This is a genomic window from Persicobacter diffluens (assembly GCF_036244895.1).
Classification (GTDB): domain Bacteria; phylum Bacteroidota; class Bacteroidia; order Cytophagales; family Cyclobacteriaceae; genus Persicobacter; species Persicobacter diffluens.
In genome coordinates this window covers 171514-185218 of sequence record NZ_BQKE01000003.1, presented here as the reverse complement: position 1 = coordinate 185218, position 13705 = coordinate 171514, and the positions used below count along the sequence as shown (strand labels likewise).

General features: G+C 40.1%; 11 protein-coding genes and 1 riboswitch. Of the genes, 6 read left to right on the top strand and 5 right to left on the bottom strand.

What is annotated here, in order from left to right; translation table 11 throughout:
* Positions 1-83: 83 nt before the first annotated feature.
* The 3 genes from AAA970_RS20235 to AAA970_RS20225 are packed head-to-tail and all read right to left on the bottom strand — an operon-like array spanning position 84 to position 4232.
* Entirely contained in the window at positions 84-1163 is a 1080-nt protein-coding gene (locus AAA970_RS20235) for a YncE family protein (RefSeq protein WP_338238713.1), read from the bottom strand.
* On the bottom strand, positions 1164-3083 hold the full coding sequence (locus AAA970_RS20230; RefSeq protein WP_338238712.1) for a TonB-dependent receptor: 1920 nt from the start codon (positions 3081-3083) through the stop codon (positions 1164-1166). It lies immediately after the preceding gene.
* 42 nt (positions 3084-3125) lie between these two features.
* A complete protein-coding gene (locus AAA970_RS20225) occupies positions 3126-4232 on the bottom strand; it encodes a PKD-like domain-containing protein (protein WP_338238711.1) in 1107 nt (368 codons plus the stop codon).
* 104 nt (positions 4233-4336) lie between these two features.
* Positions 4337-4530, bottom strand: a riboswitch (cobalamin riboswitch).
* A gap of 288 nt (positions 4531-4818) precedes the next feature.
* Here AAA970_RS20225 and AAA970_RS20220 point away from each other — a divergent pair.
* Positions 4819-5991 carry a sensor histidine kinase gene (locus tag AAA970_RS20220; protein ID WP_338238710.1) on the top strand — a complete coding sequence of 391 codons (1173 nt, stop codon included), beginning with the start codon at positions 4819-4821 and terminating at the stop codon, positions 5989-5991.
* Positions 5992-6119: 128 nt separating this feature from the next.
* Positions 6120-7130: a LacI family DNA-binding transcriptional regulator gene (locus tag AAA970_RS20215; protein ID WP_338238709.1), complete on the top strand. Its 1011-nt coding sequence runs from the start codon at positions 6120-6122 to the stop codon at positions 7128-7130.
* Positions 7131-7518: 388 nt separating this feature from the next.
* Here the strand turns inward: AAA970_RS20215 and AAA970_RS20210 are convergent, their stop codons facing one another.
* Together AAA970_RS20210 and AAA970_RS20205 are read right to left on the bottom strand one after the other, a co-directional pair.
* Complete coding sequence (locus tag AAA970_RS20210; RefSeq protein WP_338238707.1) at positions 7519-8724, bottom strand: DUF418 domain-containing protein; 1206 nt, start codon at positions 8722-8724, stop codon at positions 7519-7521.
* A 647-nt stretch (positions 8725-9371) separates the two neighbouring features.
* Positions 9372-10574, bottom strand: coding sequence for an NAD(P)-dependent oxidoreductase (locus tag AAA970_RS20205; protein ID WP_338238706.1), 1203 nt, complete (start codon positions 10572-10574; stop codon positions 9372-9374).
* A gap of 102 nt (positions 10575-10676) precedes the next feature.
* Between AAA970_RS20205 and AAA970_RS20200 the strand changes: the two genes are divergently transcribed.
* The 4 genes from AAA970_RS20200 to AAA970_RS20185 all read left to right on the top strand — a co-directional run bounded on the left by AAA970_RS20200 (position 10677) and on the right by AAA970_RS20185 (position 13689).
* Positions 10677-11354 carry an ACT domain-containing protein gene (locus AAA970_RS20200; RefSeq protein WP_060689393.1) on the top strand — a complete coding sequence of 226 codons (678 nt, stop codon included), beginning with the start codon at positions 10677-10679 and terminating at the stop codon, positions 11352-11354.
* 152 nt (positions 11355-11506) lie between these two features.
* On the top strand, positions 11507-11830 hold the full coding sequence (locus AAA970_RS20195; protein ID WP_338238705.1) for a hypothetical protein: 324 nt from the start codon (positions 11507-11509) through the stop codon (positions 11828-11830).
* Between the two features lie 130 nt (positions 11831-11960).
* Complete coding sequence (locus tag AAA970_RS20190; RefSeq protein ID WP_338238704.1) at positions 11961-12224, top strand: hypothetical protein; 264 nt, start codon at positions 11961-11963, stop codon at positions 12222-12224.
* A 646-nt stretch (positions 12225-12870) separates the two neighbouring features.
* Complete coding sequence (locus AAA970_RS20185) at positions 12871-13689, top strand: XRE family transcriptional regulator (RefSeq protein WP_338238703.1); 819 nt, start codon at positions 12871-12873, stop codon at positions 13687-13689.
* Positions 13690-13705: the final 16 nt, after the last annotated feature.

The following is a 13705-nucleotide window of genomic DNA, read 5'->3' as shown; positions in this document are numbered from 1 at the left end:
TGCCTTTATGATTAATTAAAGGATTCTTTATCTGTATATTATCAAAAGGAGGTTGCTTGTTTTGATCTGTTTTATTGGCGATTTTAAGGTCGCCAAAAAATGAACTGGTTGGGCATTACTTCCGCCTTATCTTCTAATAATAAGCTGCCCTCTGCGCTGTATTGATAGATCAATCCTCTTTGTAAATAATCGATGGCGTCAGAGAGATAAATATCTCCATTTTCCGGGTCTATGTCTAGTGCAAAGTAAATTTGATCTTTAGCCGCATCGATGATCGGCTTTTGGGGCAATTGAGAAGCCGTAATTTCAAAAGCATAAATTCCACCGTTTATAAAATACAACATATCTCCGGCCGGATTTATTCGTAGGTTTCCCGGATAAGTTGCTGCCTGGTTATCGAAAGCAAATCGCTGAATGATGGTCATGTTTTCAGGTTCTAATTGAAGGAGGGTGGGTTCTTTTTGAATGAGTCCTCCATTGCATAGTACCCAAATTTTTTCATTCTTGTCAAGCACCAAACCTGACGGACCCGGAGGCATGGTTACCCGATCAACTATTTTATCCGATTGAATATCTATTTTCAGGATTTCCTGGTCGGCTTGTTCAGGATCTCGTACTTCCCTTTGTTTGGTCATATAAACGAAATCCCCAAGCCGGACCATCGATTCTGTCCAGCCACCGCTTACATCAACTTTTTTATCAACTACCTCATTTTCGAGATCAAGCACCCAAAAACAACCAGCATATAATTCAGTGAGGTAGGCCTTATTGTCAGAAATTTTTTCCATATAGCGAGGGCTCCCTCCGGGAATACGAATTCTGCCAATCCATTCAGCGGTATAAGGATTGATGATTTCCACTTTTTCAGAATTGTTCACTACGATATAGCCTTTATCTCCATGAATGGACATTGATTGCGCTACATTTCCTAATTCAAAGCCATTGGTATCCCGAAAAATTAAATTGTCTATTTCTTGTGTTTCCGTATGTAAAAAAGAAAGGGAAGCAACGCCCCAATCAAAGTTTCCCTCATTCAGAATGTATATTCCTTGCTGATAGTCCCCACTAACCGGAGGATTAATATCCACTGGTCTGGCGTCCTCAGGATTGTTGCAGGCCGGAAGGAATAAAATTAGAAAGAAAAATATATTTAGCTTATTCATTTATTGCAGATAATAGGTCAGCGTAAGTAAAAAGTTACGAGGAGGCATTGGTTTGTAGGCCACAGACTGATAATGGTAGTTAAAAAGATTATTAACTCTGAGCTGAGCGTTGAATAACTGATTTTTCCAGTTCAAATCTTTCGATAAAACCACATTGGTCAGAAAGTATGCTGGCAGGTATTGCGTTTCGTCCGTTTTCGTAAACCGCTTACCATAGGCCGTTTCCTCAACTGTGAATTTCCATTTGCCCAGACTTAGCCTGTAATAGGCTTGAAGACTATACATTGGGGTGTAAATCAATTGTTTGCCGACGGATACATCCCGGTCATTTTTAGGTTTCTGATTTTCGGCCTTGGTGTAAGCAATGTTTAGAAAGAAATGATGATTAGCATGATTAGTTTGAATATTGTACTGAAAGTTTTGCTCAATTCCTCGGCTGAATACCAGCGTAATATTTTCCGGACGCCAAAGATTAAATACTCCCGGTTGCCAGATAATCCAGTTATTTATATATGAGAAGAACAAAGTGGTTTCTGAGGAAAAGTTTGTTTTCTCTTTATTTTTTTGAAGCTGGAAAGCGATTTCTCCTTCCCACCCTTCTTCCGGAAGTAAATCCGGATTGCCTACTGGCCACCAATAACGGTCATTGAGACTCGGGGCATGGAAATTTCGGGAAATGTTTCCTCTTAGCCCCCATTCCCAATCCATAATTCTATTTTTAAAATAGCGGATGCCTAAGGAAGGAAGTGTGGGTTTCAGATCTCCATCAATCCACTGCTGTCTGCCTAATAGGGATATCGACCATGCCGGATTAGGGATATATTCTATTTCACCGTAGATATCCTGTTTAGATTGCGTCCGTCTTATGGTCTCATCTTTATTTGGTTCATCATAGTTATCGGAATTGGCGATGTCCAAAGTAGCATTTGCTCCGGCTCTTAGGCATAAAGTATTGAACCATTGATAGCTGTATCGAACATTGGCCTGGAAGATATCCACCATGCTTTTGGAGTCAATTCCTGACTTATTGTCTTTGTAGCTTGTAAATTCCCGCATGTGAGCAAAATTTGCTGTCAGCAAATAATCGTCCCGTTTGCGTTCAAAGTCAATGAGATTTCTGATCGCAGCATCCTGTTGCCAGCCGTAGCTATCAGGTACTGTTGTGGATGGAGGGAGGTTCCGGTCATTATATTGTCCCCAAAAGCGATAGCCAATTCGGTCTCCGTTATTAAGTTGGTAATGCCACTCCTGGCTAAGTCCGTATTGATTTTGTTCCGCATTAATATTGGTCATTTTAACCGGCTCCGAGCTTTGGCTAATGTTCCAATACTTAAAGTCATTGGCTGCGGTTTTATAGTAAAATTTTGTTACTGACTGCCATTTGTCATTACCCTTACTATAACTTCCGGATGTAACATATTCAGAAAAACTTCCGATGGATTGCGTAAGCCGAAGGTCGGAGATTTTGCCGAATGATACCCGGTTGTTCATGTGAATCGCCCCTCCAAGTCCTCCTGTGCCATATAATAAGGAAGAGGCTCCATAATCAACTTTTATTTCATCACTAAAAGCCACCGGGAATAAAGATAAATCCACCTGGCCCAACATGGGGGAATTCAAATTAATCCCATTCCAGTATACCTGAGTATGAGAGGCTCCGGTACCGCGAAAGGATACAGTCTGAGCTCCACCGGCACCATAGCTTTTGATGAAAATAGGGGTTTCCAAAGTGAGTAAATCCCCCAAATTAGCCGATAGGTTTTCCTCTATAATGTGGGATTCTATCCGGCTTTGTTTAAAAGTCTGGCGATCCTCTAGTTTTTCGCCTTCAATTTCGATTTCTTTCAGGATGATTTGCCTGGTGGAGTCCTGCGGTTGCTGAAAACCCAGCAATAAAAAAAATATATTTAAAAAAGACATGACTTGGAAAAAAGTGGGGAGTGACCTCCCCGGATGTAAATCTTAATGCAGGTTTTCTATGCCGGCTATTTCGGTCGAAACCTCTCCTAGGTGGCCGGCATTATCCAAAACAGCAGTATAGATCCGGATGAAATTGATTTCACTCAGTTTCACCTGATTGCCGTTTTCATCTACTGCCCAGGAAATGTCAAAATTGTCTGCTCCATCATTGATGGAAGTCATGTCCGCATAGCCCCAGCCGTTTTCCGGTGCTGGGTTTTTCCAGCTCCCATTTTCCTGATAGCTTTCAGAAGCGATTCTGGTACCACGTACTTTAAAAGAATCTCCCTGATTATCTGGATAATGATTTTGTGGGTAATAAGTGCCCATGTGGTTGATCACGCCTTCTTGCCCCTGATTGTCGGTCCATCTGACATCGTCCATATCCGAATCCGGGCGATAATAGGTTACTTCATAGTTCTTGATGGTGGTGCTTTTAGCATATTCGGATCCTGCTAATTCATACCAGGGCCCTTCTTCGCTTGTGGCGACTTCAACAATGCCCATTTCCGCAGAATTCTCGAAGGCATTGCCATAAATGACCAGGTCCATGCCCTCCTCATTTGGAATGGCGGGTTCAAACTCCACGGTAATTGATCCGCCAAAGGCACCAAGGCTTAGCAGTCCCCCTCTTTTTTTGCCTATTAATTTTTGAGCACCTGCCAGTGTACCAATATTTTGTTGATTGATAAATTGGCCTGGTGCGGGGTCAAAAGACACAATTCGGTGAATGTATTTTTCCGGTTCCCGGTCTCCACCGTCATTGGAATAAACTTCTACCATCAGCGTGTCTTGGGCAACTCCCACGCCATTGTTGACTTCAAAAACAATTTGAACGTTGCCCGCATGTTCAAAAGCATAGTTATTTAAGACTTTTTCATTACTGATGACCTCTCCGAATTCTGACCAGGTGTACTGGCTCTGTGGGCTGTCATTATAAATAAGAGGTTCAATTTTTAAAATGCCTCCCTCTTGAACCCGTGGATTGTCAACAGGAAATTCAATCCTTGGGGGGCCATCCGGTAAAAAGGTTTGGTTTTCTTGATTATCACAAGATACCCAGCTCCATGAAATGAGGAAAAAAAGCCAAAACTTCGGTGATATTTTCATCCTAACAAAAAAAAACTACATACCCGGGAAAGTATGATGGTCAATAATTTTATTTCTTATATGCTATTGACTCTCCTTTCTTACATCAAATCCCGGATGTAAGAAAATGGGGAGGTAGATTGGCAGGTCTCCTGGCTCGTACTTAACTTTTTATAACCTTCCCATCATGAACGACAGTGGCTTGCGGAAAAAGTGCAATAATTGCGTAGTACTTACAGTTGCGGGGACAGCTTTCGAATTGAACGAAATTCCCTATTATCGATTAAAAAGCTAATCGACCAATCCGAGGCGAAGATAGAAAAGTTCATTTTGAATGGAAACGAACCAATTAATTACTTAGGTTGATTTTTATCATTTTTTGGAATTTTTCCGCTAATCCTAAACAACCGAATGATTGTAAATATGAAAAAAGTCGTATTTCGTGTGAAAAAAATCAAAAAACTAGTAGATTTGGTACGATAGTGAACTTTGATATTGCCAAGAAATAGTTTTCTTTTTCAATTATTATATAGAAATTGGTCAAAAGAAAGTGGAATAAGTCTTAATTTCACTGCTTATAAAGCTAATTTAATCAATCCAAAAGATCATGTTCTCAGCAATTTTAGCAGAAAACAATCTTACAGATGCTCATCAGGAAAACCTGTTGCAGTTTATGTTACCCGCCACCATTGTGTTATCCAATAGTGGCGAGGTGATCGGTAGTGCCGGAAGGTTTGCCGATTTTATGGATTGGTTCGAAATGCTTCCCGATAGTCAGCAAGAGGTAGTGATGTTCAGACTATCCCTTTGGGTGCACCATCAGATGGAGAAGACGATCGGAGAGGAAATTTTTGTAGTGATGGGGGAGCATTCTGATGTGGTTTGGGAGTTACGACTTAGTTTTCGAAAAGCTGAAAATCAAAATGCCTATTTGTCATTATCGGTTTATGAGTCTTTTGCCAAGCCATCGATTATCGCCAGAGAAAAAGATAAACTCACCGATGAAATAGAGCTATTAAATGAGCAGGTTCGTTTTTTCAGTACTTTTGCTTATTCCTCCGCCCACGATTTGAAGGGGCCGGTTAATACCCTGAAAGGTTTACTACAATTATTACAGCTCTCCGATGATGACGCCACGCGCAATGAGGCTGTTAGGCGAATAGGTCAAACTGTTGGGCGTGTAGAGAGCTCTTTATTTGGAATGTTGGAAATTTTCAAAACGGAGCAAAAGGCTAGACAAGCACCTGTTAAAGAAATTTCTTTCACTGAAATGTTTGAGAGCATAGAGGAAAAGTTACAGGGCTTAATTGCGGATATTAAACCAAAGATTTTTTATTCTTTTCAAAAGGATCTTATTGTTTACAATGAGCTTTGCCTGGAGATTGTCCTGCAGAATGTGCTTTCGAATGCCATAAAGTATTCTAAGGTAGCGGGTCGGGAGCCTGAAGTGAGAGTGAAATCAAAAATGGTTGGGGAGTTTCTTCTGGTGAAAATCTCCGACAAGGGGATTGGAATCGATATGGTGGCCAATAAACGTGAGGTAGGAAAGCCATTTAAGCGATTTAATCGAGATATTGAAGGTACTGGTGTCGGGCTTTTTATGGTTTATTCTTTAATGGAAAGAAATGGGGGGCGTGTAGAGATAAGCAGTAAGCCGGGAAGAGGCACCACGGTAGATTTGTATTTTAAGCAAGCCAATTTAGAAAGAGGAACCGAAGAAATGGCTCAAAAAGTAGCTTTTAGAATGACCAATATAAAGAAGGCTGTTCGGGCAAAATAATATTATATTTTTTGCAATAGAAAGAGGGATTAGTTCAAAAATGGGCTAATCCCTTTTTTAATGGCTTTTTTTCCTTAATTTCCTGCAGATTATTTTTTGACGTATTGGGGGTTCAATTCCCTTTTTTTATGAAAAAGCCGATAACCATATCAGATATAGCGATCAAGCTGGATATTTCTAAATCTACCGTATCGCGTGCATTAAAAGATCACCCTGATGTAAATCCGGAAACCAAAAGGCGCGTTAAAGCGCTTGCTGAGAAGTTGGATTATGAACCGAATTTACTGGCCTCTAGTTTAGCCAAAAAGCAGTCTAATTTGATTGGGGTTATTCTTCCGGAATTCAATCGGACTTTTTTTTCGAGCGCATTGGAGGGGATTCAGCATGTAGCGCGGGCGAATGGATTTAATGTGATTATTTGTCAGTCAAATGAAGAGTTCGAAAATGAGGTATTGAATACGAAAATGTTGGCTTCTAATAAAGTAGCTGGGATTTTAATGTCTTTGACTTTGCAAACCGAAGACTTTAGCCATTTGCGTAAGTTGCAAGATAAAAACATCCCTTTTGTATTGTTTGACCGGGTTGCAGATAATGTGGATTGTCCTAAAGTGACCGTGGATGATTTTCAGGGGGCTTATCAGGTGACGTCTCATTTAATAAAAAAAGGATACAAAAATATTGCTCACCTTTCGGGTCCTTTGGGTTTGTCTATCTCCAAAAAGCGATACGAAGGATTTATGAAAGCGCTGGATGATCATGGATTTGATCAGGCAAATGCTCAAGTGTATGAGTGCAAGCTGTTGAATGAAGATGCCTATCACTCCGCCCGCAAATTATTGGAACTTAATAAGGATCGACCGGATGCCATTTTTTGTGTGTCTGATTATGTGGCTTTTGAGGCGATGCGTTGTATTCGAGATTTGGGTTTGCGAATTCCTGAGGATGTCGCATTGGCCGGTTTTACCAATGATCCAGCTACTAATTATGTCACCCCGCCTCTCACTACTATGGAACAACCGGCAAAGCTGATAGGGGAAAAGGCCTGTGAATTACTGCTGCAACATCTCAAAAGTGAGGAACACTCGGAATTTCCCCATTTGGAACTGCCCACGAATTTGATTGAAAGGGGATCTACCTAATCGGAATTATTCACCGATAGATTTGTTAAGGCGCTGCAAGGGGTTAGTGATCAATGTTTGACGGTTGTTTTTGTTGATTTTCAGAAAGCTCGAATTTGTGTATGTTGGCTTACTCCTCATCCATCTGCTTTGTTGAGGAAAATTCGAAATAGGAAACTTTTCCTGCTTTGCAGCTAAATGAGTATTCAGTCATGAATAATCCGGCTATAAGATCCATAATTCGGTGAAAAGCATAATTTTTAATTTTATTCAATGCCAAAAAAAGAGGCCGTCTCAAAAGTAAAACCTAGCCTCAGAGAATCACATATTTGAAAACGCTCCTGTGGGAGGGTACTTGCATTTTTGACAAAAAAAGAGGCTATCTCGAATTATGAGACAGCCTCTTTTTTTATTTTATCCAGGTGAGCTTATGCCAAAGCTTTTCAAATGGCCCCTGTTTGTACTTTTTTATCCAGTAATGACAGCAGATCATTTGAACCACGAGCATGATCAAACCAATGCTAAAGCTGATGGTGGTTCCACAAGTTTTAGCCAAATAAAATCCATAACCGAAATAAAGGATTCCCCCAAAGATGGATTGGGTAATGTAATTGGTCATACTCATTTTCCCATAGGTTTTCAGCGGAGCAGTTAATTTTTGGAAAAAGGAGAATTTATACAGCAAAATGAATAGTGATACCCAAATGAAGGTAAAAGACAACTTCCACCACATATCGAAAATAACGCCCAGAGTGCGTTTTATCGTAACTTCATCCACCCCCTGAAAATGGAGCTTAGTGTAAAATAATGGGATGCAAAAAAGGATTGCGAGTGGTAATACCTTTTTCCAGAAATCGTAGAAATGACTTCCAAATAAACCCTTTTTACCGATCAGGAAACCCACCATAAATAGCCCAATGGTTTGGGTGAACCGGCCATTTTCAATAGCCCACAGTAAACTCCACCACTGACCGGTGGTAATATTGGATTTGAAGGTGATCCATATGGAATCAGAATGAAGTGCCTCCATTACTGGTTTCCAGTATTGCGAATTTATTTGCTTGGGCAGACTAAAATCCGCTATGGAAACATATTTGATATAATTGAACCATTCCCAAGGCTGGGAAAGGAAAAACAGGGCGATGAAAAACAGACTTTTGTTGCTCCAGTTCCTTACAAAATACAAGGAAACGCCGGTGATGGCATAAAGCATGAGTACTTCTCCCGGGAAAAACATGGCATTGAAACAGGCAAAGCCCGCTAAAAGCAGTAATCTCCATAAATAACGCTTTCCAAAATCAATTCCTTGTTGCTGTTGCTTCAAAAACATGAGGGAAAAAGTGAAGCCAAACAAAATGGCAAAGATGGAGTACGTTTTTCCTCCAAAAAGAAAAAACATGCTGTCCCAAATGTTTTTATCCAAAGCATTTAGCCAATCGGCTTGCCCGGCTTTATCCGGGAAAAAGTAAAAATTGAAATGCTCAATATTATGAAGGAGCATAATCACGAGAATGGCAAAACCTCTTAAAACATCTACAATCTCAATTCTTTTAGAAGATTTGGGCTCCGTGCCTGTGTCGGCTAGCAGCGTTCCACTGTCTGCTTGATTATTCATAAAAGTATCCAACGAGTTAAAAAATCGAGGGAATTTACATTTGTTTTACAGAAAAAACACCCTCTAGGGAGCGTTTTAACCCGAATTATTCATCGCTAGATTTAGTGGGTTAACACAAAGTGCCATCGATCAGAGCGTTAGGGGTCGTTTTGCTGATTTAATAATAGCTCAAATTTGGGGAGGCTTGCTTTCCCCGCATTCATCTGCTTCTTTGGGAATCTCGAAATAGGAAAAATTCCTTCATTTTTCTCGCCTATCAGCTATATGATGACTTAAGGATGAATAATCCGGCTTAAGGAAAACATTTTGCGCTGGATTTTTGACTTTATGAAAACGGAAACTTTCCGAAGAATATCTTTGGGGAAAAGTAACCTTCGGAAAGCCTTACCCGGAATTAAGTCTTCCGGGATTTAACCACTTTAATTAAGCCGAATGATTCACTTCCAGCTGTAGAGAATCAGGCCGAAGAGCTTTATGGGAGTCTTTTTAGCCTGATTCCACTGATTTGATCAAAGCTCAAATTTGTAGTGGCTTGCTTTTTTCCTTCCCCACTGCGGCATTGGAATAATTCGAAATAGGAAGCATTTCCGTCATTCTGATCGCCTTGCAGTTAAACGAGAATTCAAGCATGTCGCATTCAGGCGAACTTATTTTTCTTTCAGCCAATCCTGAAGGTATTGAAAATGCTTGCCCAGTTGACCGTCTTTACATATAGTGGCCCTTGTGATAATCGGATTTTCCTCCTTTTGCAGCAGCAAAGGGATGATGTGCTCCGCGATGGAGGCGCCGAAATCCTCGGAAGCATCCGTGGGTAGGGCGCCCGGTAAATTATCGACCGCCATGACCGTTAGTCCATTTTGGCTGAAAGCAGGGATCTCTTTCAGGGATGATAAATTAACATCATAGAAGGGATCATCGAGTTTGCTCGGTCGAATGGTGGTTGGGATAGGACCATTTATATCACAGCTGATATCCCCGATTACTTTGAGTTTGCTCATGGAATCGATAGCCTCTTTTGGTATTAGTACAGGCCAATTGGCATCATAAAAATGCCCGGTAATGAGCATATCAGAAACTGCCACAAACTGCGTAAATTGACATTGGTATTCTTTTGAGTTTTTTAGAAAATGATCCCACTGGAAGCTTCTGCTCTTATGGGTGTAATATTGGTCCGTATCTAAATTACAAAAGACTACTTTCTCAAATTTCTGCTTGATAAACTGCTCTGCATTGACTTCCATAATGTCCAAGGTAGTCAATATTTCCCTTATTCCGGAAGCAACCCGACCTCTTCCTGAGATAAATATTTTTTGAGGGCCGCTAAAGGAAACTCTCGATTTTAACTGGGTCAACATATCGGCCAGATTATCGCACTCCTGAGGAAGAGGAAGTTCAAAGCTGTTTGTTTTATGTCCCCAGGCTTTAAGGCTCATGTAGGCACCAATTAAACCTGCAAATCTGCCAAAGCCTAATATTCTTCTGCCGTTTTCCCAGGTGAGGCACTCATAATCGATTAATTGTATTTTTTCCTGAATACAGGCCTGCAAGAGGCCTTTGTTGTAGGGTTGGAATTTATGGGTGTGAGAGAAAAATAGGTGTTGTTTGTTTTGTAACAAATCCTTGATAGGTACTTCTTTTACTCCTAAAATTATATCACAGTCTTTCAGATTTTCCTGCAAATTAATTCCCGCCTTCTGATATTCCTGATCGCTAATACTTCTTATTTTTGAGGGTTGTACGACAATGGAAAGTCCTTTGAATTGGTTTTGTAACTGAACACATTGTTGGGGGGTAAGGGCAACTCTTCTATCAGGAGGAGTTTTCCCTTCTTTGATAAGTCCTATTTTCATCTTAGTTGGATATAGTTTGTTTTGGGGTTCTCTTGTTATGAAATTTAATATAAATTTTTAAATTGCAAATCAATTTAACACCAAGTTTTTCGCCTAACAACTATGCAAACAGTACAGGAAGTAGTTAGCCATTTAATTCAACAAGCTCCATTTCTGGAGGAATCCCTGGCCGAGGGAATTATTAATTTCACGGCACTAGCCCGTAATATGAGGGAAGATGTAGAGCGTTACATGAGTAAACCAGTTCAAATTGGAGCCATTGTAATGGCTATTAAACGTCATGTTCCAAAGCCCGCTCAAAGTACACTCCTCTCCGAAATGAGGACTTATGTATCCAAATTGGGTGAGATCATTATCCGCTCCGATTTGGTGGATTATACTTTTAAAAATTCGGATTCTTTACTTAAATCTCAGGAGGTCCTGATGGCCCGATTACAAAAAGAGTCCCACGAACTTTTTATGGCGTCCTCTAAAGGAGTATACGAGACGAATGTGGTCGTATCTGCCACTTTGATCCCTTTAATCGAAGAAATTTTTGAACATCAAAGTATTTTAAACAAACGAGCGCAATTGTCTTCTTTGACCATCCGATTGCCCCAGGATAATACCGTGGTGCCGGGTGTTTACTATGTGCTGCTTAAGACACTGGCCTGGGAAGGGATTAATTTGGTGGAAATGGTTTCTACCACACATGAAATCACCCTTATTTTAGATGAAGAAGATCTGAATCGTGCTTTTGGGCTTTTACAAACACTAACCAGAAGTAACCGATTGATGTAATAGGATTATATTTTTTTAAACCATAGTACTTTTTCTTATTGGAAAAGTACTATGGTTTTTTTTATGTCCTTTTTTGGACGGAATTGTGGGTTGATGATCAACTCCTCAAGAAACTCCTGTGGTGGTTCAGTTATTTAATTAACTGATAAATTATGGGGAAAAACAGACTTTTCATTGGGTTAATCATCTTTATCTTTTTTTTCGGGATGGTCGCCGTGGAGGCCAAAGCATTTAAGGATAAGGACAAAGATAAAGCAAAAGAATTAGCGAAAGAACGGCGTGAGTTGGATAGGAGATTCCAGCACTATTTCGTTTGTCAAAGGAAAATATCAAAACAACAGAAAAAAAAGTACCGGCAAAATTTTCAGTCCACTAATGGCCGGAAAAAGGCGATGAGTGCAAAAAAAGCGGCTAAAAGACAAAGGCGATATCAACGTGATATGATGCGGTATTATTTTGTGGAAAGCAGGTATTAAAAATCAAAATAGTTGACCAATAGACCATTAAAGTGTCTCTTATATCTGTTTATGGTCATGTGGTGGCATTGGTTTTTGAAGTGTTTGGAACATGAAATTCACTTGTATTTTTCTTTTGTTTTTGCTTTTGATGAGTTCCGATCTTTTTGCTCAGGAAGGTGCAAGAAAACGGCGTTTAAAAAAATACGAAAGGCTATTAAAAGAAGATCAACGCCTGAGGAATTGGACTCATGCCCGGGAACAAAAAAAGATGAATGGGCTCAAGCGAAAGCATAAGCGTAGCTTCAGTGCCTTTAAAGGCCAAAAGAAAACCTCTAGTCCTGCTCAGCTACGTCGGAGACACCGCAGATCGCAAAAAGAACTGAAGCGGTATTATGCCGCCTATCGGCAGTAGGGGGCAAGTGCGAAGTAAATCATTCTAAACATCAATAGTGCATTTGCCCAGATTATTCAAACTTAAATCCTCGCTTAGCTGTAAGGTGGGAAAACGAAGGAATAGTTTCCTATTTCGAGTTTTTTCCAAGGAAGCAGATGATTGAGAAGAAAGCAAACTTGCCCAAATTTGAGCCATTATTGAACAAAGAAAATAACGCAAAATAACCTGAAAATATGTCGCTTGTGCTTATTAGATAAATTTAGCGATGAATAGTTCGGCTTAACTTTTTTCGAGCTGTTAATGATTTCGTGGTTTATCTTTCAAGGCTACATATTTGACTTCATCCATTGTTCAATCGTCAGGCTTCTTGCAACTGGTGATTAATTCCCCGGTTTTATAATAATTGGTTATTATTTTTTCTTGCGGCAAGTTCAGCGAGAGAAGAATGAAAAGACTAAAAATGCTTCCCTCTAATGAAAGTATATTGTTGTTGGCTGTTCCGTTAACCCTAACCCTTAAACCCTAAATTGACTATTTTTGTCGGTAATTACGACGAGTATTTTTACCCATGACCGACAAAAATATCGATCTGAATTGTAGAGGTGAGAATTGATGGTTAAATTGTCGTAAAATTCGTTAAATGTTTGGTTAATTTTAAGACAATATGATTGCTATTCCATCTGAGCAGGTTTTTCTTGGAGAGAACTTACGTTTCCTACGGAAGATTAAAGGCTGGAGCCAGGAAAAGATTTCAAGGTATTTGGGGGTAAAACGCTCCACTTACAAAGAGTATGAGCTTAATAGATCAAAACCCGATTTTCAGTTGCTCATTAAAATGTCCGAATTGCTCTCCGTAAAAATTGATGATCTTTTGAGGGTAGAGTTAGAGGTTATGTTTAACGAACTCAAAGCGCGGGAGGGTAAAGGGAATATTAAGCACCGGCTTGAGCGGGTATTAGCAGTAAGTGTGGATGACCAGGGGAGTGAATTGATTGATTGGGTGTCCACTAAAGCTAAAGCGGGTTACTTAAGTGAGTATGACAAACCCGAATTTATCCGAGATTTAAAGAAGATAAATCTGCCTATGGTTCAGTTTGGCACCTATCGGGCATTTACTTTAAGCGGAGATTCCATGTTTCCGGATTTTCCAGATGGCGCCGTTTTTATTGGTCGATATGTAGAACAACTGACAGATTTAAAGGATCACCATACTTATATTTTCGTCACCAAAAATGAAGGGGTAGTTTGTAAAAATGTCCTTAATTTGGGAAATATGGAGCGTTTGATGATGTACTCCCTCAATGCCGTTTTTGCACCTTATTCTGTTAAATATGAAGAGGTACATGAGGCCTGGGAGTATTATGCGTTGATTACTTTCGACCATCAGGGGGATCAATCGGTACTTTCTCAAGTTTTGGACGAATTGGCTTTAATGCGTCTTAAGATGGGGCAGGAGGTTGATCCTAGAAGACTTAACCACTAGATTCGCCTTCTGTGAT

Coding starts and splice junctions, on each gene's coding strand:
- AAA970_RS20200 (WP_060689393.1), top strand. CDS start 10,677: ATGCAAACAGTACAGGAAGTAGTTAGCCATTTAATTCAACAAGCTCCA.
- AAA970_RS20220 (WP_338238710.1), top strand. CDS start 4,819: ATGTTCTCAGCAATTTTAGCAGAAAACAATCTTACAGATGCTCATCAG.
- AAA970_RS20190 (WP_338238704.1), top strand. CDS start 11,961: ATGAGTTCCGATCTTTTTGCTCAGGAAGGTGCAAGAAAACGGCGTTTA.
- AAA970_RS20235 (WP_338238713.1), bottom strand. CDS start 1,163: ATGAATAAGCTAAATATATTTTTCTTTCTAATTTTATTCCTTCCGGCC.
- AAA970_RS20185 (WP_338238703.1), top strand. CDS start 12,871: ATGATTGCTATTCCATCTGAGCAGGTTTTTCTTGGAGAGAACTTACGT.
- AAA970_RS20210 (WP_338238707.1), bottom strand. CDS start 8,724: ATGAATAATCAAGCAGACAGTGGAACGCTGCTAGCCGACACAGGCACG.
- AAA970_RS20225 (WP_338238711.1), bottom strand. CDS start 4,232: ATGAAAATATCACCGAAGTTTTGGCTTTTTTTCCTCATTTCATGGAGC.
- AAA970_RS20205 (WP_338238706.1), bottom strand. CDS start 10,574: ATGAAAATAGGACTTATCAAAGAAGGGAAAACTCCTCCTGATAGAAGA.
- AAA970_RS20230 (WP_338238712.1), bottom strand. CDS start 3,083: ATGTCTTTTTTAAATATATTTTTTTTATTGCTGGGTTTTCAGCAACCG.
- AAA970_RS20195 (WP_338238705.1), top strand. CDS start 11,507: ATGGGGAAAAACAGACTTTTCATTGGGTTAATCATCTTTATCTTTTTT.
- AAA970_RS20215 (WP_338238709.1), top strand. CDS start 6,120: ATGAAAAAGCCGATAACCATATCAGATATAGCGATCAAGCTGGATATT.